At 46.0% G+C, this 19,735-nt stretch carries 17 protein-coding genes; 6 read left to right on the plus strand and 11 right to left on the minus strand.

All coding sequences use genetic code 11. The features are described from left to right. Window positions 1–199 precede the first annotated feature (199 nt). Window positions 200–1,093 (plus strand): LysR family transcriptional regulator, encoded by an 894-nt coding sequence (locus HJG39_RS01980; RefSeq protein ID WP_268406172.1) that lies wholly within the window; start codon window positions 200–202, stop codon window positions 1,091–1,093. A 54-nt stretch (window positions 1,094–1,147) separates the two neighbouring features. After that, a complete protein-coding gene (locus tag HJG39_RS01985) occupies window positions 1,148–1,561 on the plus strand; it encodes a hypothetical protein (RefSeq protein WP_268406175.1) in 414 nt (137 codons plus the stop codon). A gap of 8 nt (window positions 1,562–1,569) precedes the next feature. Here HJG39_RS01985 and HJG39_RS01990 read toward each other — a convergent pair whose 3' ends face one another. The 4 genes from HJG39_RS01990 to HJG39_RS02005 are packed head-to-tail and all read right to left on the minus strand — an operon-like array spanning window position 1,570 to window position 5,289. Further along, the gene (locus HJG39_RS01990) at window positions 1,570–2,085 is read right to left on the minus strand and encodes a DUF2919 family protein (protein WP_268406177.1); all 516 of its coding nucleotides are present in this window, start codon (window positions 2,083–2,085) and stop codon (window positions 1,570–1,572) included. A 29-nt stretch (window positions 2,086–2,114) separates the two neighbouring features. Then, window positions 2,115–3,353, minus strand: coding sequence for a lipoprotein-releasing ABC transporter permease subunit (locus HJG39_RS01995; RefSeq protein WP_268406178.1), 1,239 nt, complete (start codon window positions 3,351–3,353; stop codon window positions 2,115–2,117). Further along, window positions 3,346–4,026 (minus strand): lipoprotein-releasing ABC transporter ATP-binding protein LolD, encoded by a 681-nt coding sequence (gene lolD / locus HJG39_RS02000; protein WP_268406181.1) that lies wholly within the window; start codon window positions 4,024–4,026, stop codon window positions 3,346–3,348. Before lolD ends, HJG39_RS01995 begins: the two co-directional genes overlap by 8 nt. A 57-nt stretch (window positions 4,027–4,083) precedes the next feature. Then, a complete protein-coding gene (locus HJG39_RS02005) occupies window positions 4,084–5,289 on the minus strand; it encodes a lipoprotein-releasing ABC transporter permease subunit (RefSeq protein ID WP_326849234.1) in 1,206 nt (401 codons plus the stop codon). Window positions 5,290–5,550: 261 nt separating this feature from the next. Between HJG39_RS02005 and HJG39_RS02010 the strand changes: the two genes are divergently transcribed. From HJG39_RS02010 to HJG39_RS02025, 4 genes are all read left to right on the plus strand, one after another. Then, a complete protein-coding gene (locus tag HJG39_RS02010; protein ID WP_268406183.1) occupies window positions 5,551–5,973 on the plus strand; it encodes a hypothetical protein in 423 nt (140 codons plus the stop codon). 190 nt (window positions 5,974–6,163) lie between these two features. Then, a complete protein-coding gene (locus HJG39_RS02015; RefSeq protein ID WP_268406185.1) occupies window positions 6,164–6,826 on the plus strand; it encodes a lysoplasmalogenase in 663 nt (220 codons plus the stop codon). Between the two features lie 37 nt (window positions 6,827–6,863). Then, window positions 6,864–7,466: an FMN-binding negative transcriptional regulator gene (locus tag HJG39_RS02020; protein ID WP_268406188.1), complete on the plus strand. Its 603-nt coding sequence runs from the start codon at window positions 6,864–6,866 to the stop codon at window positions 7,464–7,466. Next, window positions 7,456–7,902 (plus strand): GNAT family N-acetyltransferase, encoded by a 447-nt coding sequence (locus HJG39_RS02025; RefSeq protein WP_268406191.1) that lies wholly within the window; start codon window positions 7,456–7,458, stop codon window positions 7,900–7,902. The genes HJG39_RS02020 and HJG39_RS02025 overlap by 11 nt, the downstream gene beginning before the upstream one ends. A gap of 31 nt (window positions 7,903–7,933) precedes the next feature. Here HJG39_RS02025 and HJG39_RS02030 read toward each other — a convergent pair whose 3' ends face one another. From HJG39_RS02030 to HJG39_RS02060, 7 genes are all read right to left on the minus strand, one after another. Next, window positions 7,934–8,488, minus strand: a complete 555-nt coding sequence (locus tag HJG39_RS02030) for a hypothetical protein (protein WP_268406193.1) — start codon at window positions 8,486–8,488, stop codon at window positions 7,934–7,936. A 9-nt stretch (window positions 8,489–8,497) separates the two neighbouring features. Then, window positions 8,498–11,440, minus strand: a complete 2,943-nt coding sequence (locus HJG39_RS02035; RefSeq protein WP_268406195.1) for a hypothetical protein — start codon at window positions 11,438–11,440, stop codon at window positions 8,498–8,500. Window positions 11,441–11,456: 16 nt separating this feature from the next. Further along, a complete protein-coding gene (locus tag HJG39_RS02040) occupies window positions 11,457–13,349 on the minus strand; it encodes a LamG-like jellyroll fold domain-containing protein (protein WP_268406197.1) in 1,893 nt (630 codons plus the stop codon). A 102-nt stretch (window positions 13,350–13,451) separates the two neighbouring features. Continuing rightward, window positions 13,452–14,048, minus strand: coding sequence for a hypothetical protein (locus tag HJG39_RS02045; RefSeq protein WP_268406198.1), 597 nt, complete (start codon window positions 14,046–14,048; stop codon window positions 13,452–13,454). 12 nt (window positions 14,049–14,060) lie between these two features. Then, window positions 14,061–15,113, minus strand: coding sequence for a hypothetical protein (locus HJG39_RS02050; protein WP_268406200.1), 1,053 nt, complete (start codon window positions 15,111–15,113; stop codon window positions 14,061–14,063). Between the two features lie 113 nt (window positions 15,114–15,226). Then, a complete protein-coding gene (locus HJG39_RS02055) occupies window positions 15,227–17,131 on the minus strand; it encodes a contractile injection system tape measure protein (RefSeq protein ID WP_268406201.1) in 1,905 nt (634 codons plus the stop codon). A 13-nt stretch (window positions 17,132–17,144) separates the two neighbouring features. Further along, on the minus strand, window positions 17,145–19,727 hold the full coding sequence (locus HJG39_RS02060) for a hypothetical protein (protein ID WP_268406202.1): 2,583 nt from the start codon (window positions 19,725–19,727) through the stop codon (window positions 17,145–17,147). Between the last annotated feature and the right edge of the window lie 8 nt (window positions 19,728–19,735).

Raw genomic sequence — 19,735 nt, forward strand, 5'->3', positions numbered from 1 at the left:
ACGAAAATACATATTTCCCCTTTACCCAGCCAAGTCAATCCACTCACACTAAGGTCAGTATTAAAACCTAGTTATATTTACCTGTATGCCAAACAAATTCCAAAAATTATCCCCTTAATTGGGTTTCTATCTTGCTTGAAAGCAAAGTTGGCGCTAGCATTAGCCTAAACACTTCAAAAAAATCGAACAATTGAGTCACATGTACCGCCAGAAGACTACACTCGAGCAGTGGAGAATTTTACAAGCCGTTGTGGATTGTGGAGGCTATGCTCACGCCGCCAAAACGCTAAATAAGAGCCAATCCTCTTTGAATCACGCCGTCGCCAAATTGCAAGGTCAGTTAAATGTGCAACTATTGGAAGTCAAAGGTAGAAAAGCATTTTTAACCAAAGCAGGGGAAGTGATGCTAAGGAGAAGTCGTCTTCTTAGTCAATCCGCACAAGAACTAGAAGAATTAGCGAATAATATTAATCAAGGTTGGGAGCCTGAAATCATCATTGCCGCTGACTTAGCCTTCCCTAGACCGGTGCTCCTACCGATTTTAAAACATTTTCAACCCTTATGCAGAGGCAGTCGCATTACATTGCTGGATACGGTATTAAGCGGTTCAGAAGAAGCGGTTAAAGATAAAAGCGCTGATATTGTTATCACAAATGAAGTTCCAAGGGGCTTTTTACACGAACCCTTAATTGAAGTGAATTTTGTCGCCGTTACCCACCCACAGCATCCGCTCACCCAGTTGCCATCTCCTATCGATCCGCAAGAGCTACAGCAACATGTGCAAGTGGTTATTCGAGATTCCGGGCAAAACCCTCATGATGATAGAGGCTGGTTGCGTGCGGAGCAGCGCTGGACAGTGAGTCAATTTCACAGCGCTGTTGATATATTATTGGAAGGCATTGGCTTTTGTTGGCTGCCTCAACATCATGTTGAACGCTATATTGAAATGAAGCAGCTTGTGACGCTTAACGTTAAAGGCAGTAGCTTCAAACGGGTGACTTTATCTTTAGTCAATCCCAATTCAGAACAGATGGGGCCGGGAACACAAATGCTAACCGAAATGATCCTTGCTGAAAGGCAAATTTCACAATAGGCTATGCGTTAGAGCTAAAAAGCTAGAACCGAAAGAAAGGTGGTAAACCAAGCTATGCGGATGACTCGCGAAGAACTCAGTCAATTAATGTTAGATAGCGCTCAAAATGCGATAGAAACAACACAGCAAGAGTTCAACATTGAACTAGACGGTTCAGCCGACAGTATCAGTAAAGTAGATGATATTTTATTAAGCTGGATTGGGCGCTATAAGGATCAAGCGTTAGAAGATAAAGCCGTATTTACACTCTGCAATATCTACGGAGCTTACATTGGAGAAGTGTATCGTCAATTGGTCGGTGGTGAATGGGCCTATGATGCAAGTGACGAAAATGCGCCTTACGTGGTGTTAGAATACGCCGATAAATCCTATGCGTTTGCAGGTATCTGCTATCAACGACTGGTTAACGATAGCACTATTAGCGTGAAAAAATACTTTGATAAAGCCGTAGCCAACGCCACACAATAACACCTTTCTTAATCCGTTTTTTCTACAGAAGTTGATGTATCTTGTTCGGCTTCTGTAGGTTGTGACCAATCTTCTACAAATGCGCTAAATAATCGGCTTTTCATGCAATAGCTGGCAGCCATCCCCGCAAAAACAAAAGATAGCGCAGTTGACCAGTTAAAACGCCAGTGTTGCTGCACTGCCATGGCAATGTGGGAAGCCACATCCAATGTTAATCCAAGTAAAATAATTGGCTTAAGCCAGAAAAACACCCAGCGATGCCCAGCTTTTGCTAGCCCTTCCCGAAACGACACAATCGACGCAGCAAACCACGCAGGCAATGCTAAAACAAGCGCTAAATAAAAATCATGGTTGTTTGGGTAGAATAATGCCAGTAAGGCACTGCTATCCTGTCCGAAAGTAGATAACGATAGCACCAACACCAAATAAGGGCGTAAAAGCAGCAGAATAATCAGCCACAACAAAGCATGAGGCTTAACCCTACCGTGTTGATCTAAATGATTAAGAGGAAGGTAAGGCGTCACAGGTTATTTCCTTTTCACAAGCATCGAGTTTAGTGACCCAGCACTTTCGCGGGTTCCACCTTACTGGCTTTAATCGCCGGGTACAAGGTAGCAAGCACACTTAAGACAAGGGCGATCCCTACTGTTAACCACACATCCTGCCAATGTAACTGAGAGGGTAAAAAGTCGATAAAATACACATCGCCAGACAAGACCTTGAACCCAAATAAGTGCTCGATGAATGCCGCAATATTGGATAAATTTAAAGCAAAAACAACCCCAACAACAGCGCCAATCAGGGTACCAAAAATACCGTTTACAATCCCCTGCACTACAAACACACTGGCGATAGTGCCTGACGTAGTCCCCATCGTTTTTAACATGGCAATTTCAGTTTGTTTTTCTCTCACCGACATCACCAAAGATGAAACAATATTAAAACTCGCCACCGCTATTACCAAGGTCAAGGCAATGTACACGACCGTGCGCACCAGTTGAATATCCTGATACAAATAGCCGTGGGTGCGCGTCCAATCTGAAATATATACATGCTGTGGTAATAAATACCCTAATTCACGTGTTTTGCTGCTGGCGATAAAGGGATCATCAAAGTGCATCGACAAACCCGAAGCTCCCTGCGTAACGCCCAAAGTTGCAGCGGCAAGATCGATATGCATATAAGCTAGAAAGCTATCTAAGTCGCCACCCATGGTAATTTCCCCCACCACGGTTAACCATAGAGACACAGGCGCAGACAACTTTAGCTCCGCGCTTGGTTTAGGCAAAAGCACCTGTACTTTGTCTCCCACGCTTAAGCCCAAATGTTGCAAAACACTTTTGCCCAACAAAAGCGCATTAGGCTCTTGTTCAAAAGCTTGCCATGCATTTTCTGGGGCAATCTTCAGTGCATTTTTCTGGCTAGCCTCTGCAACATCAATCCCCGTTAAATGTACGGCTTTATTTCTTTTGCCTCTTTGCAGCAGCGCGGTAGCTTTAATAAAAGGCTGAATATGGGTAACACGCGGATCCTGCGAAAACTGAGCCTTAATTTCCTGCCAATCTTCTAGTCCAGTGGGAGCAACAGCCGTTAATTCACCATGGGGGACCGTTGCTAACAACCGCTCTTTTAACTCTTTTTCAAAACCATTCATCACCGACAGCAACACAATCAAGACAAAGCACCCTAGGCCAATTCCCACGGTAGATGAAGACGCGATAAAAGCATTAAATCCACTACGTTTTTTGCTTTTACGGAAGCGTAAAGCAAGCTCCCACACCAAACTATTCATGAACGAAGCTACCATTACTTAAATGCAAAGTTCTATCTAACCTTGCCGCCAACCTCACATCATGGGTAACAACAACAAAGCTGGTTGAAAAGGCTTCTTTCAACGACAGCAGTAATTCATAAATTGCCTCACCGGTCTTGTCATCTAAGTTCCCCGTCGGTTCATCTGCCAACACCAATTTAGGGTTGGTCACTAAAGCTCGGGCAATGGCAACGCGTTGTCTTTCCCCGCCAGAAAGCGCCGAAGGCTTATGTTCTGCTCGCGCCGCTAACCCGACTTTTTCTAACAATACCTCTGCTTGCTTCATGGCTTGGACCTTTTTCATTCCACCAATTAACAATGGCATCGCCGTATTTTCCATCGCTGTAAATTCTGGTAATAAATGATGCTGTTGATACACAAAACCTAAATTTTGATTGCGAAAGTTAGCTTGTTGATTTTCAGTGAACGTATAAATATCCTCACCTTCAAATAACACTTCCCCATTCGATGGTTTATCGAGCGCGCCAAGTAAATGCAATAAGGTACTTTTCCCTGAACCGGAACTGCCCAAAATCGCTACTTGCTCGCCTTTTTCTACATCAAAGCTCACATTATTGAGTACCGTAATCGGCTTAGGACCTTCTTCATAAACTTTGGTCAAATTATGACAAGACAATAAAACTGAACTCATAGTTTTCCTTTTAAATCAATGGGGAAGACACACAGATGACCAAGGCTTTTACTCATTTTACTCATAACGAAGCGCCTCAGCTGGACGCACTTTTGCAGCACGAAATGCTGGGTATAACGTTGCCACTAAACACAAAACAAGCGATAACAAGATCATGCCTAGCAATTGATGCCACTGTATCAACACGGGCAGCACACCGTTAGGCAAATACAAATGAATGGGAATACCCACAAATAACAACAATTCATTAATATTAAACGCCAGTGTTAAGCCCAACGCACTGCCAAGCGCTGTGCCTTTTAATCCGTTACTGAGCCCATTAACTAAAAACACTAGCCACACTCCCCGCTGCGTTAAGCCCTGAGTTTGCAATATAGCGATGTCGCCCTGCTTTTCCGTTACCACCATGACTAAGGCTGAAACAATATTAAATGCCGCCACGGCAATAATGAGCAACAACATCAGGCTCATCATGTTTTTTTCCATTTTCACCGCATCAAACAGTGGGCCTTGTCGAGTGCGCCAATCATCAAACTCTACTGACAACAACATCAATTCAGTCTTTACCGCTTGATATTGAAAGGGATCGTTAAGAAATAAACGGGTTTGTGACAGCTCATCTGTTGACTTACGTAACAAGCGAGCTAAATCTTGAATTGCCACTAAAGCAACGGAGTCATCAATTTGTGACCCCATCTCAAATATGCCAACAATACGGAATTTTCGTTGACTCGGAATGCGACCAATTAGGGTATAACGCGTGCTTTCAGCACTCATAATACGAACCTGATCGCCAACATTAACATTTAATGCAGACGCCAATGCTCGGCCAATAACAATGCCATATTCACCCGCTTGCAAAAGCGACAAGTCGCCACTCAGCATACCGTCATTAACCTGAGACAAAGGCGCAATCCGATTGCTATCAATACCTTGCAATACAACCGGCCTTAATGCCGAATACGACTGTACTGCTGCTTCCACCTCAGCAAAGGGCATAAAAGCCTGAACATCAGGATGCTGTTTAATATCTGAACTTAAGTCAGTAACGGATTGTGCCACGACAAAATGTGGAATAAGCCCTAAAATACGCTGTTTGAGTTGACCTTCAAAACCGTTCATAACTGAGGCCACAACAATTAAAGCCGCAAGTCCTAACGCAATACCGGAGACAGAAAAGAAGTTAATAAAGGCGATAAAATGATTACTTTTGTTGCTATTGGCATAGCGCCAACCAATATACAGAGGAGCAAACAAGTTCACGCATCCTTTCCTAATACACTAAAACCACGAATTCTGACATATTCACACCCTGTTTACCTCATAAATGTGTTTAAGAATAATTCACCTGTAACGATTTGTCGTAAACCTTACCGTATCACTCTTCTGCCTACCCTTTGTAACATCAGCTTTATGCCTAACTCTTGAAAAATAAAAGACAATTAACAACGGCTAGCTAGTGACGAAAGGCATTGATTGGTCGATAATAAACAACAATAAACCTCCAATAAGCCTTATTTACCCATGTCTAATGTTGTTAATTTCAGATTCATTTTAATCGCTATTGTCAGCTTTATCCTTAGCGCTTGTTCTTCTAGTTCCCATGTTTTGCTCGGAAAAGAAAAATCGCCGATTTCACCACAAATGGTAGTGGTCTACAGTACGCCCCCCGCTTCCTATGAAAAGATTGCCGTAGTTAAATCATCGAGCCGCAACGCTTGGCGCTTTACCGAGAAAGGCAAACGCGCAGCAGCGATGGAAAGATTAAAAGAAGAAGCCGCTTCACTTGGTGCCAATGGTTTGCTTATTCAGCATCGGGGCCAACAGCGTTCCGGTTTTGTGAGTACCGGCGCAGGTAATATGGATGCTGATGAAACAGGTGACGGGGAAGGCTTGCCCCTAACCCATGAAACTCTTGAAGGAATCGCCATTTGGGTTAAAAAATAATGCATTTTCACTGTCGCCCTAAAAAAGATCATGCTTGCTTAAGTTGGGGCGGCACCCAAAACGCTCAACAATCCAACACGAGAGTGTGGCGTTTTACATCAATTCTTGGCTAATTCCGCGCCCTGCTTGCGCCAATTGGCTTTTACATGCATTATTCTGCGTTACTTATTTTCACGCGAAGAGGTGAGCAGTGTTACTCGGGAAGCGGTTTAACTTATTATTTATATTAACAGGGCTGGTCTATCTTCTATTATTGCCCTATCGTTCGTTTCCTTTCGACGCTTTGCTCAAAGTGATTCCAATCTGCATTTTGTTCTTCGCAGCATACTCACAACTAAGCGGGAAATTACGCACGCTGGTGTTACTTGGCATCGGTTTTTGCGGCCTTGGTGATGTACTCCTTAACCTTAGCTTTACCGACAGTTTCACCTTTGGCTTAGGTGCCTTCTTAGTCGGACACCTGTTCTACATCAGCAGCTTCCTCAAATTTGCCAACAAACATAATTTTATCGTTAAAATACTACTCATTATCCTCGTTCTTGCCAGTCTTGTAATGCTTGCACTGCAAATTCTCCCTAAAACGGGCGATATGTTAATCCCCGTTGCCAGCTACATGACTGTGATTGCGCTTATGGGCGTCTTCGCCATTTTAAGTTGGCGAAAAACCAGCCTACAAATATGGGGCGCACTCATTTTTATCATTTCCGATACCCTGATTGCGTGGGGGATGTTTCTCACCCCCGTGCCGAACCAAGGCCATTGGGTGATGTTGACGTATTACATTGCACAGTTATTCATTATTAGTGGCATGCTGAAGCTATTTACCGAAAGGCAGCTTAACCAGTTTCTATAGTCAGAATGGCACAACGTATTGATGGTGAAATGGCACAATGTTTATACCTGCACCTTTTTCAGTGGAAGATAATGCGACTATCGCCGACTTCCTAAAATACAATAGTTTTGGGCTGCTTGTTTCTATTATAGATGGGCGCCCTTTCGCCACCCCACTTCCCTTCTACTACCTTGAAAATACACAACATCTAGAATGTCATCTTGCAAAAGCTAACCCTCAATGGAAAAGCATTACTGAGCAAGAGATATTAATAACGATACAAGGCGCACACGACTATATTTCCCCTACATGGTATGAAAATAAGGGCGTACCAACGTGGAACTACCAAATGCTGCACCTCTATGGCAAAGCAACGGTTATAACAGATGAACAGCGTTTAGCTAAAATGGTAGGCACATTAAGCCAGAAGTATGAGGCAGGAAGACAGGTGTCAGAAAGTGAAAAATGGGATGGGAAATACAACGAAAAAATGCTCAAAGCCATAGTCGGTCTCGATATTGAAATAACCGAAATACAATGCAAATTCAAATTGAGTCAAAACAAAAGCGAAACCGACCAAACTCGCGTTATTGCCGAGCTTAAAAACGCGAATTCACCGCGCTTAGCCAAGGAAATGGAAAAACAACGTAATGCAAATTAAGCTTGTTCCTGCTGACGAATCCCACAAGGCCGCATTACTTGCACTACGCAAGCTGACGATGACGGAACACCTGCAAAGCTCAGGTGTGTTTATTGATGATAAGGAACACTTGCGTCGTTTAGAGATTAACTACGCTTATCAACATCTCATTCAAACCGAGTTCAATGGTTCAGTGCAAACGGTTGGCGGTGCGCAATTTTTAGAAAACGATGTTCAAATAAAGCTATTTCAAATTCAAGTGTATCCTGAGTTTCAAAATCGCGGCATCGGCGCAGCGGTCATCGACATACTCAAACAAAAAGCCCAAGCTTCGCAAAAACCGTTGCGGCTTACGGTATTAAAAACCAACCGCGCCAAAGGCTTATACGAAAACTTGGGCTTTTCTCAATATGGCGAAGACGAATTAGAGTTCTGGATGCAATGGCTTCCAAACTAAACTTGTTCGTCATGGCCTTTTTAATTAATGGTTACTTGATGTCAGAAAGTTCCGCAAGTAACGTTTGATAAACCGCTTCAAGTGCCAGAATAGAGGTTGCCTGCTCTACTTTTTCCTTCGCTGCCACATGAAAACCAGCCAATTTGCCAAGGCGTTCATGAGCCTCAAATGACTTTTCCTTAATCATGCGCGTTAAGTCATCAACAGATACCCCTCGCGCCTGAGCCTCCTGAGACAACAACGCATATCCAAAAGAGCCTTCGGTAGCACAATCCGTTGTAGCAGAAGCAATCAAATTCGTTTTGTAGGCATACTCCCTTTCTTTGCCGGGATAAAAGTCGACAGATTGCATGCGCTTTTCATCAATCATCAAGGCAAGCTGCTTTAACACTAGCCGTTTCTTTTGGGTAAGAAGTACCGATTTTTGCTCCTCTGCATTTGCCGCGCGAACCTGACCATCTTGCAAAACATAAATGTCATTTGTGGTGTAATTTTCAGGCGCGTCGTACCATGTGTAGTCATCTTGAGCGTACACAACCGGACTCGCCTCAGCTAAAGTCCCATCTTCATTAAATCTTAAATACATCCCAATCTCCTAAGAATCCAGCGTCTTACCTAGCACTAAGCCAGTTAGTTTAAGCTTCACATATGACTTGTTATTCACGTTCCAACCCGCTTTTAAATCGCCCTCGCCTAGCAACGAAATAATGTGAGAACCGGTGTGAAACCAATCGTCCGTGTACCGCCATTGGTACGGGGATAGACTCAGCGGATAATCCCCCTCTAGTCGCTTTCCAATTCTAATGACATCTGCCGAATGATAACTTGAACGATAACTTACCTCGCACACCACCGCCTTCACATCGGTTAGGTCAATACCAAAGTTGATATTCTCTACCTCATCTCGATGTTTAAACTCGTAAATGCGATAAACTGGCTCATCGAGCATGTACACGTCGTTATGATTTGGGAAGTTATTAGCAAGCAATTTACCGTGGATAACCACATCACCAGAAAACACGGCATCGCCAGAGACTTGCTGTGTACCAGCTACGCTTTGGTTGCCACCTGTGTTTTGGTTTCCCGATAATGTTTGGTCTCCCACTACATTTTGAGCGCCTGAAACGTTTTGAGAGCCACCAATTTCTTGGCTGCCCGAAACCGCTTGATCTCCAGTGACATCTTGTCGACCTGATACCGACAGGTTTCCCGTTACCGACTGATTTCCCGCAACACTTTGATCTTTGGCAACTGTCACGTTCGCTAAGAACTCAGCATCGCCAGTAACTTGCTGTTTACCCAACACATCCAAATCTTGTTGATACACTCCTTTGCTGGCGTAAATCAGGTTTTCGGATGAGTGCGTGCTGCGCATAACACCGGCAATGCTAATGCGATCGTTGTCGTCATTGCCAAGCTCCACATCCCCTTGCAGATGCTCAACATCTTTAGCAAAGGTTTCGCCATCAATAATTAAATCGTTATGCAATCGCAACACGCCTGAAATAGTGGTGTTGCCTGTGATGTTGGCATCACCTGCTATGTGCGCCGAGCCAGAAACACTGCTATCGCCGCCGATAGTTTGACTTCCAGCAATCTCTTGATTACCAACTGTGTTTTGGTTTCCCGTTACCGACTGATTTCCCGCAACACTTTGATCTTTGGCAACTGTCATATTCGCTAAGAACTCAGCATCGCCAGTGACCTGCTGTGTACCAGCTACGGTTTGATTGCCCGTTAATGATTGATTGCCTGCAACCGCTTGGTCTCCCGCAACGCTTTGGTCTTTAGCAACTGTTATATTCGCTAAGAATTCAGCATCGCCCGCGACTTGTTGTGTACCAGCTACGGTTTGATTGCCCGTTACTGATTGATTGCCTGCAACCGCTTGGTCTCCCGCAACGCTTTGGTCTTTAGCAACTGTTATATTCGCTAAGAATTCAGCATCGCCCGCGACTTGTTGTGTACCAGCTACGCTTTGATTGCCTGCAACCGATTGGCTCCCCGCAACACTTTGATCTTTGGCGACTGTCATATTCGACAGGAACTCAGCATCGCCAGTGACTTGTTGTGTGCCAGCTACGCTTTGATTGCCAACTGTGTTTTGGTTTCCCGTTACCGACTGATTTCCCGCAACGCTGTGGTCTTTGGCGACTGTCACGTTCGCCAAGAACTCAGCATCGCCAGTGACTTGCTGTGTACCAGCTACGCTTTGATTGCCTGCAACCGCTTGGCTTCCCGCAACGCTGTGATCTTTGACAACTGTCACGTTCGCTAAAAATTCAGCATCGCCAGTAACCTGTTGTGTACCAGCTACGCTTTGATTGCCAACTGTGTTTTGGTTTCCCGATAATGTTTGGTCTCCCGCTACATTTTGAGCGCCTGAAACGTTTTGAGAACCACCAATTTCTTGGCTGCCCGAAACCGCTTGATCTCCGGTAACATCTTGTCGACCTGATACCGACTGATTTCCCGTTACCGCTTGGTTTCCCGCAACACTTTGATCTTTGGCGACTGTCATATTCGACAGGAACTCAGCATCGCCAGTGACTTTTTGTGTACCAGCTACGCTTTGATTGCCCATTACCGCTTGGTTTCCCGCAATGCTGTGATCTTTAGCAACTGTCATATTCGCTAAGAACTCAGCATCACCAGTGACTTGCTGTTTACCCAGCACATCCAAATCTTGTTGAAACACTCCTTTGCTGGCGTAAATCAGGTTTTCGGATGAGTGCGTGCTACGCATAACACCGGCAATGCTAATGCGATCGTTGTCGTCATTGCCAAGCTCCACATCCCCTTGCAGATGCTCAACGTCTTTAGCAAAGGTTTCACCATCAATAATTAAATCGTTATGCAATCGCAACACGCCTGAAATAGTGGTGTTGCCTGTGATGTTGGCATCACCTACTATATGCGCCGAGCCAGAAACACTGCTATCGCCGCCGATAGTTTGACTTCCAGCAATCTCTTGATTGCCACCTGTGCTTTGATTTCCCGATAATGTTTGGTCTCCGGCAACACTTTGGTCTTTGGCGACTGTCATATTCGCTAAGAACTCAGCATCGCCAGTGACCTGCTGTGTACCAGCTACGGTTTGATTTCCCGATAATGTTTGGTCTCCCGCTACATTTTGAGCGCCTGAAACGTTTTGAGAACCACCAATTTCTTGGCTGCCCGAAACCGCTTGGTTTCCCGCAACGCTGTGGTCTTTGGCGACTGTCATATTCGCTAAAAATTCAGCATCGCCAGTAACCTGCTGTGTACCAGCTACGCTTTGATCTTTGGCAACTGTCACGTTTTCCAGAAACTCGGCATTACCCGTTACATGCAGGTGTTTGCTGGAAAAATCTTGATTCTCACTACCCGCAAGCTCGGCTTTTTTCGCGAGCCGTTCTTCCATATCAAGGTAAAGGTCGTCTGCAAGTTGCTGAATATCGTCGGTGTGATAGCGATAGGTTTGCAATCGATAGGTCACGTCCTCGGGCATCAAATCCCCAGAAGCCTCAATGGCTTCAATATTTGGCTCTTTATTCATAATGCGTCCAGAAGTGTTAAACGTTATAAGAAGTTCCAATGATAAGAATCAGAGGTTTGGAAGGGGCTAATTCAGCACCGGGGTTCGGTTGTTGCTGAATCACCACGCCCTGTTGTGCAGCATCACTCACCGCTTGATGCAAGGTTTCAAAAGCAATACCGGCATTCACTAATTGGGTTTCTGCAAAGGTTTGGGTGTTGCCAACTAAATTGGGCGCGACAAAACTGTCAATTTGCCCGTCCGCTTGCCTTGGTGTTGGTGAAAAGTTCAGTTCAATTTTGCTGTAGTGTTTGGGGTCAAGGTGCTCAAGCGTTGATAAATACGGAATAATCACCTTGTTGCTTTCTGTGCTTAAGAGCACAGACGCTTCCAATTTGACATCGTTGAGCACAAAGCCTTCGCTTTGCACTTGTGCCAATTGCTCGGCAAAGTCGTTAATTAAGTCTTTGGTTTCAAAAGCTAATCCAATATTAGCAACCGGTTCACCTTTGCTTGGCTCATCTTCATCCTCAACCGGCGGTTGATACAGTGCTGCTCTGGCGCGAAGTGTTCGAAGCTGCTCGGCAGCCGAAGGTTGAATTACTAAGTGGGCTTGCTCCCAACGCCCACCTACCAATTTGGCTTGCCAAGCGGGAGCGTCATCAAAATGCGCCTGCACACGCGAGTCCAAGTGGTTGCCTTCTTGTTGTGAAAGCGGGTAATACATAAACAGCGGGTATTCGTCGCCTTCTAAACGGAACAAACGATTGTTGTTAATTTCGTGATGTGAACGTCCGGTTTTCCACAGGCGAAAATCACTCAAATAGGCTGCAAAAGCAGGTGCCTTTAAGGTGTGATCAGCGCCAACAAATAACGATCCTGATGTTGGCAAATCGTAGGCTGGCGCTATTCGAACTTGGCTCCCTTGCGCCTCGCCATTAATGAAAATACGGGTTTTGCCATCGCGTTTATTCCACGTAATGGCGACATGTGTCCAGCGACCTGTGACCAAATTCACATCGGTTTGCAACTGCGCACCAGCAATATCCAAAGTAAGCGCCAGAGGATTCGACACCTTAACCCCAAGGGTACGCTGTGCATCATTGCCCACGTATTCCATCACCACAGATTGAGAAGTGGCATGATAAGAGCGATACCAAAACTCAAGGGTGAAACGGTTTTGGGGGAAGTTTTCCACGTTAGGTACGGAAAAGTGCGCTTCTTGCTGGTCTAAATGCAACACGCTGATATTAGGAATTACCACGGGCAAATCTTCGTTCTGCCACTCAATGAGGGTACCTTCTAATGTGCCGGAAACGGCGCCAGAATTGTCCGATTCACCCGCGTGATAGGTCGCTTCATTGAGCCCAACGCTTTGAGTAAGCGGCAGCCACGAATGTAAATCGGTTTCTGTGCCCGTCATCCATTGCGTAGACCACGCCTGAATTTGCTCTGGGTTTAAACATTGTTGCCAGCGGCGCACATCAAAAATATGCCCGTTTAACCCGCGTCCAATTTGCAGCGCTGCGGTGTTATCTTGCCAGTGAGCCTGAAGCGAATCTTGTGCTAAACACTCACCGTTTACAAACAAACACACCTGAGCATTTGCACTGTTTTCAATGGTAAACGCCACATGCACCCACTGACTAAACAGGTTCGCAATAGGCGCGCTTAAAGTTAACGTTTGAGAAGAAGCCCCAACATTCAACGCTAAGTGATTCTGGTTATTGTCGCGATACAAACGTAGCGCATAAATAAGCTGATTATCACTTTGCTTGCTGATGATATTCGCCTGCTCGTCGATGGCGTTGATATGTATCCAGCAAGACAGCGTAAAATCTCGATTTTCGCCCACCGCGCTATCGGCGTTTGACGAAATAAAAGCATTCTTCCCGAGATCGAGAATCGATCCGAGCATGAGTTCAGTCATAGTGAATTTCCAAAAGCTAAATTAAGGGCCGTTAAAGCAATGACGGTTAACAGCCACAAAAAGTGATGAGGCAAAAAAACAAATTGGCGAAGCTGGTAGACGTTAGGTGTTAATTAATAAGCTCTGACGACGCCCACACACATCAATCACCAGTGGAATACGGGCTTGCTGATCGACAAGGGCCACCTGCATTTTCAATGAATACACACCTTGGGCATTAGCCGATAAACGCGGCTGATGAATGTAGGTTGCATTGGGGTTTTCCTCAGTGCCAAGAGGTCGGTCGTTAACATAGGCCGCTAAAGTGCGATCGATATTGGCTTCAATGACCGGAAACTGAGCCACACCCGAAGCTTCGGTAATCGCTTCTCCTGAGTCGGAAAACAGTTGAATATTCACCGTTAGTTCATTGCCGGAAAAGGCTTGGCTGACCACGCTTGGATGTGCCACGTTTAACGGTGTATCTAGTGCAATAAAGCGTGTTTGAATAGCACTTGCAGCAACCGCATTTTTATTGGAAGCTGGCAATAACGACACTCTTGCTCCTAAAGCGCCAGCGGTAAGGGCCACTTTTAAATCCACGCCCAACTCGGGCATATGAAAAGGCATATTCGCGCGTAAAAGCTGCAAACGTGTTTGCGTGGCTTCCGCAGCAATGCCGTTTAACAGGGTAGCAATCCCAAAATCTGATGCAGGCATAATGCGTTCCTCTTATCCGTTAACATTGTTGTTAGCGGCGTCAATTACCGCCTGAATGCCTGATAGCGTTAGCGCATCTAAAGATGCCAATGCAATTTGCCCCAGCGCGTTTAAATAGGAAGACATATTGTTATTATCCAAGTCCGTCACACCGGCGCTTGTCAGCAAATCAGCGGTAATGGCATTCACAGTACGAAGTTGTAAGAAGCTGATAATTTGTGCTAGGGAATTGGCTTGCTCAACGGCGGTTTGTAGCGCGGCATCATCACTTACGCTGGTCATTTCAGCTAATCGCGCACGATAATGCGCTAAGTTGCGCTCGACCGCGCCATTCACGCCTGCGGCAAACAGGGCTTCCATCACTAACGGGCGTAAATCACGCTTGGCAACATAATCGGCAATCACCGCAAAGGCGTTGGTACGAGTGACTAATTGCTGTAGTGCTGGAATGTGTGGTAATTCGTCTGGGTGCAATTGGTTAAGCCGCGCTTGATAACGACTTAAATTCTCTGGCAGAGCGTCGCTAATACCGGCTTTGGCTAAGTCATTTAAGCTTACGTTTTGCGCGGTGTGGGCAATCAACTGCGCCTTAATGCCATCGAAGGCTTGCTCGGTCACATCTTCCAGCATTTGTGCCACGCGCTTTTCGAACAACCCCGGCGCATTGGTTGGCACTAACGTTGCGCGAATTTCGCTGGCAGCATCAGGAGTGAAATGCCCAGAAAGGAAATTACGCTCGTTCAACAACTGACTGTATATCTGCACGCCTTGGTTATTGTGCGCTAATTGCAGCGCCATTTTTAGGTTCACTTGGGTTTCGCCCAACTGATAAAACTCCGGTACAAACCCCAATTCCAGAAGGGAATATTTGTGGCGACCAAACAATACCTGATCCGAGGGCTCAGCTCCCGCCATACGCTGAGCAATGCTAAGCGATTCTTGATTTAGCTTTTCCTGCGTTTTTAAAATGCTGCCTGTAACGGCTTCTAGCACCGAGTTAAGCGGCGCTTGAGAGAGCTGCGCAGCCAGTTGATTGGGCGCATTGGTGTAGTTAAAAGTTCCCATACAATCTCCAGAATAGTGATTAACGTACTAAATGCCCGTTGCACAATGTCGGTTGCTATTAAAGCCATAAGACACAATGAGTTAGCGCGATCTAATACAGGTAAGCGTTGGTTTTATTCGCCCCACTCCACATCAATGGCAATGGGCATAAAAGGCAGTAAATAAGAAGTAAAGGATTGAATATGTGCTTGCAGCAAAATATCGCGCCCTTCCGGTTGCACGCGCAACAGCCATGTGCCACCGCGTTCACCAAATAATCCGGGACGCTGTAGTAGCGCTTCGCGAACCGCTTGCGCGGAGGCAAACGCTAGCGTGTCGAAGCCGCTAACAAAGCGCATTAACCACGCGTCAGCGGCATGTTTTTCTTGCTCGCTAAGTAAACAGTCGCCCCAAATGTTATTGGCAGGATGCAACCCCACCAGCACTTTCAACAAAGGCACTTGCGGTTCGCAGATTGTGGGACCTAAAAGTGCGGTATCGTCCGGCTCGCCAAGCACTAAATAATTGAGCCAATACAGGGCTTTTTGCTGCAAGGCGTGAGATTTGAACCAGCCGCTATCTTGTTCCAGCCAGCCTAATTCGCTAAAACACGCTTGTAGATGCGGAATAAACAAGCTCAAACCGGCATTATGAATAGGCACTAAATCCAGCGGTGCGTTACCCTCTATCCATTGCGGCCCAAGCATAAAGGCCGGGTGCTGCATAGGCGATACTGCGCTATCGACATTAGCCGACACCGGGTTTTCAAACGCCTTGCTCAAGAGCCACTCCAAACCACGTTGCCATTGTTCTTGACTTAAAAACGCGTTACTCACCGATACGGTTTTAGGCGCATTTTCAAGCAGTGCTAACCAGTGAGAAAAGTGTGGCAGCCCTGACCATGCTTGCAGCAAAATTGGCAAGGCTTGCATGATGCTTTTGCCTGCCATTTCGTTGCTAAAAATGGCGTGCCATGCCACTTGTGCAAGCGGGTCGAAAGACATCAACACCGGCGCTTGTTGCTGACGTAATGCATCTTGTGATTGCTTAAACAAAGCCAACAAAAAGGCCGCTAGCGATTGATTGTGTAATGATTCCGGCCAGTGTTCCAACAACGCCAACTTTTGCGAAAACGACGCGTGCGACACCCAACGCTCACGTAGCGCAGCATGCTGGTTAAAACACTCAATTAGCGCCTGAGCGTCTTGGGGATTATCCACATTTAACTCATCAACAAGGTTAAAATCGGCATCCTTAAACCACCACGGCAACACACCGTGTCGTAAAAAGAACAACAAGGCGTGTTCGTTGTCCTGAGACTCATTCGCTGCGGCTTGGTTTTCTATGTCATCAAGTCCAGCATCTTGCTCACCACGAAAGGCATACTGCTCATCCAACGGGTTGATTTCGATAAATCCATCGTCTAACTCTTCGGCAAACTCATCAGCAAAATACTCAGCGGCGGCTTCTAAATCGGTTTCATCAAAATGATCGGCAAAATCGCCATTCGTATCGCCAAGGTTTTTACCGAAGTCATTTCCACGATGAGCATTTGACTCGCCCTCCCCAAAAGTGCGATGAAACTCAGCCACTTCTTTGAAAAAGTCTTGATATTCCGTGGGTAATTCATCCCAATCAGGCCCTCGAAAACCATGAAACGCGCTTGATTGAGCAGTTGAATTAGCGGTTGAGTTAGCCGCATTATTCGCAGTATTCGAAGGCGTGTTCGCGGCATTGAGCGGCAACACCTTGGCTTTGTTGTCTTGAATTTGCCGTTTAATACTGGATTGCAGTAATTGGGGCAAATCCCGAACCACGTTTTGTTCATCAATGCTGTGACGGAACTCACCCAAATCAATTTCCAAGCGGTCGATGCGAATAAGCTCGTTACTTGAAGAAAGCCGCGTTAAGGCTTTGTCTAAAGCCGGTTTTAACGAACTCCTAAAATAACGGCTAACCGCATCTTGCTGACGTTTCGCATTGCTTTCATCCTCACTAGAAAACGCAAAAACCACGCGGTTAATCAGGTGCTTAGCCATACTGCCTCCTGCGCTACACTAAATGAGCAAGCAGAGGGTTGGCAGCAGCATCTACCTTTGCATTCAAGCTGTTTTCATTAGCCTCATTTTCGCTCGATTCATTTTCGCCAGCTTGGCTCACATCATTGGTTAGCATCGCTTGATAAGCGCTTCGCCATGTATCGTAAAGCCCTTTAAATGTTGGCCATTGCTCATCCGATAGCCAATGAATATGCGGGGCAATGTGGGCTGGAAGTTCTTGACGAATTTGATTTAACAACACCTGACGAAAACCCGTCTGCGCTAAACGCCCAACGTCTTTGTTGATCACTACATCCACTTGCATGGCATAAGGATTGGTGTAGTGCAAACCACGCACCCAACGCGCATCGAACACAAAACGAATTTGCCTGTTTTCTGGGTTAAGCTTTAAATCCAATGCCAGTTCAAGGGTGTGTTTATCCATCACTCGAACCGCGTAAGCACCCGTGTATTGTTCATCTAAAGTGTTGGCAAAGTTCGCATCTGGGGAAGCGCCTTCAAGCGCTTCTACATTGCCTTTGGCATCGGCAACACCCGCAAACGCCGCGCCAAACACGCTAATCACATCACCTTCTTGCAACCCATGTTCGGGCGCTTGCAAAATGGTGTAATAGTTACCGTCTTTTCGAAGCTCAGCACGCAATGTTGCGTGACGCTGAATGCTGGGCAAATCGGCTGTTGTTTTTGGGTACAACAAGGCGCGCTCAACCATTACAAAGGCGTTTTGCTCATCGGTAGTTAAGCCACAGAACGCATGAATACGGCGCTCAGCACCCGACACGGTTTTGGGGTTATGGTTTTGCTGCGGGTTTTGCGGCTGGTCTTGCTGCTGATTTTGCAAAGGTGCGGCATAGTCCGCGCCCAAAAAGCGAGTTTGCCCAAGCTCGGCTAATTGCGCCAAACAGGCTTGCTTACTTTGCAAATACTGCAAGAAGCCGTCGGTGCCAAAGCTAAAGCCTAACGAAGAATGATCGTTAAAGGCTTCGCCCAAACGCGAGAATAAATGATCTAATAAACGGTTTTCGCGCTGTGCATGTTGTTCGTGTGGCAGCGTGGTCAGTTCGCTTTCTACCAACCTTTTAATTTGCGACCAATAATCGTCAAGGGTAAGCACATCCATATCGGTCGCGCTAAATTCCCCTTCTTGATAAGTGCGCAACGGACGTTGTTTGCTGTTAAGCAGCTCGCCCATATTGGCTAATTGTTGATGATAGTTGGCAATAATTTGGTCGAATAACAACAAATAACCTTGCAACTGCTTCACTTGCGCAAGACGTGCGGGGCCAACGGAATCCGGCAATTGGTTATCAGCAAGGCCGTAAACCACAGGGAAATCCTGTTGCAATGAACGGTAGCTTAAATCCGTTGCAGTGCCTTTTGGCAAAGTAACATCGCGCCATTCAACGCTTTGTTTTAACGCTCGCTGACGTTCTGCTTTTTCCTGCAATTTTGTGCTGAGCACCTGCGAGTCGACTTCGCACAACACATTTTGCTTGAAGCAATCAATAAAGCCTTCAACCTTGATGTTTTCTGAACTTGCATCATCACCGTCGTCAACTACCGTCAGAATTGGCTCTAATCGTGGCACGCGCCCACTGGAAATAGGCAGTACCCATTGTCGCCAATCGTCATCTCTAGGGTTGGCAAAATTCGATAGCAACAAACTATGCACCACTTCCACTTGCTCAAAATCCAAAATGATGCGAATCAAATCCGACACCCGAATTTCTTCACGAATAGCAATATTGTTCAGTGAGGACTCTGAGTAAAAGCCATTTTCTAGCTTCGGCCCTTGGTAAATCTCGTTACTCGATAACCCTTGCGCCAACAAATCCGCTTTGTTCTGGGCTCTGAGCGGCGGGTTGATGTAGTGAGAAATGGCTTCGTGGATGTCAATTAAGGTTTGTTCCACATCGGCGCTGGCTTTTAAGCTAATGCCGCCTTTAATTTTAACGAATTCGGGCTCTAACAGAATCACTTCTTGCCATTGTTCACTCAAATTACGTTGTTGCTTTAACTGCGCTAACAAGGCTTGTGACAACTCAAACCGTTCACCCGAATCCAGTTGATGATTCGGCACTAATTCCACCAGCGCACGATAGCGCCCAGACAAGGTAATTTCGTGTTCGCCTTGCAGCTCATCGAAGGTGAAATCTTGGGTTGCCGCGTTCCAATAAAGCGGATTCTCGTTAGCAATGACTGGCTCCACCTGCACATTTGCCACCAACGGATGGTCTAGCAAAATACGGCGTCGATCGTTAATGCTAACGGGCGCGGTCGTAAGTGCTTCGTCGGCAGTAAAAAACTGGTTCGGCACGGTTTGCGCTGCGGGAAAGGCTAAATCTGGTAGCGGCTCAACTATATTACCGCGACTTTGCAGTAAATCCGCCAGCGGCAAATTTAGCTTGTTGCCTAAGCGCAAGAACTGGGCGATACACTGTTCTAAAATGGTGACGCCGGGGTCGGATGTGCTGTGGTCTGTCCATGTTGTTGATGCCAGTTGCTCAGCATCTTGCAGAGCCGTCGCTTTTAAGGCATCGAATTCGAGCGGGATTGATGCGTAGGTATCTGACACAATGATTC

Origin of the sequence: Alteromonas sp. a30 (genome assembly GCF_026788005.1) — a bacterium.
Classification (GTDB): domain Bacteria; phylum Pseudomonadota; class Gammaproteobacteria; order Enterobacterales; family Alteromonadaceae; genus Paraneptunicella.

Excerpts from the sequence above, each read along its gene's own strand:
- HJG39_RS02055 (WP_268406201.1), bottom strand. The coding sequence starts at position 17,131 with ATGGCTAAGCACCTGATTAACCGCGTGGTTTTTGCGTTTTCTAGTGAG.
- HJG39_RS02030 (WP_268406193.1), bottom strand. The coding sequence starts at position 8,488 with ATGTATTTAAGATTTAATGAAGATGGGACTTTAGCTGAGGCGAGTCCG.
- HJG39_RS01980 (WP_268406172.1), top strand. The coding sequence starts at position 200 with ATGTACCGCCAGAAGACTACACTCGAGCAGTGGAGAATTTTACAAGCC.
- HJG39_RS01985 (WP_268406175.1), top strand. The coding sequence starts at position 1,148 with ATGCGGATGACTCGCGAAGAACTCAGTCAATTAATGTTAGATAGCGCT.
- HJG39_RS02020 (WP_268406188.1), top strand. The coding sequence starts at position 6,864 with ATGTTTATACCTGCACCTTTTTCAGTGGAAGATAATGCGACTATCGCC.
- HJG39_RS02045 (WP_268406198.1), bottom strand. The coding sequence starts at position 14,048 with ATGCCTGCATCAGATTTTGGGATTGCTACCCTGTTAAACGGCATTGCT.
- lolD (WP_268406181.1), bottom strand. The coding sequence starts at position 4,026 with ATGAGTTCAGTTTTATTGTCTTGTCATAATTTGACCAAAGTTTATGAA.
- HJG39_RS02040 (WP_268406197.1), bottom strand. The coding sequence starts at position 13,349 with ATGACTGAACTCATGCTCGGATCGATTCTCGATCTCGGGAAGAATGCT.
- HJG39_RS02025 (WP_268406191.1), top strand. The coding sequence starts at position 7,456 with ATGCAAATTAAGCTTGTTCCTGCTGACGAATCCCACAAGGCCGCATTA.
- HJG39_RS02035 (WP_268406195.1), bottom strand. The coding sequence starts at position 11,440 with ATGAATAAAGAGCCAAATATTGAAGCCATTGAGGCTTCTGGGGATTTG.
- HJG39_RS02010 (WP_268406183.1), top strand. The coding sequence starts at position 5,551 with ATGTCTAATGTTGTTAATTTCAGATTCATTTTAATCGCTATTGTCAGC.
- HJG39_RS02050 (WP_268406200.1), bottom strand. The coding sequence starts at position 15,113 with ATGGGAACTTTTAACTACACCAATGCGCCCAATCAACTGGCTGCGCAG.
- HJG39_RS01995 (WP_268406178.1), bottom strand. The coding sequence starts at position 3,353 with ATGAATAGTTTGGTGTGGGAGCTTGCTTTACGCTTCCGTAAAAGCAAA.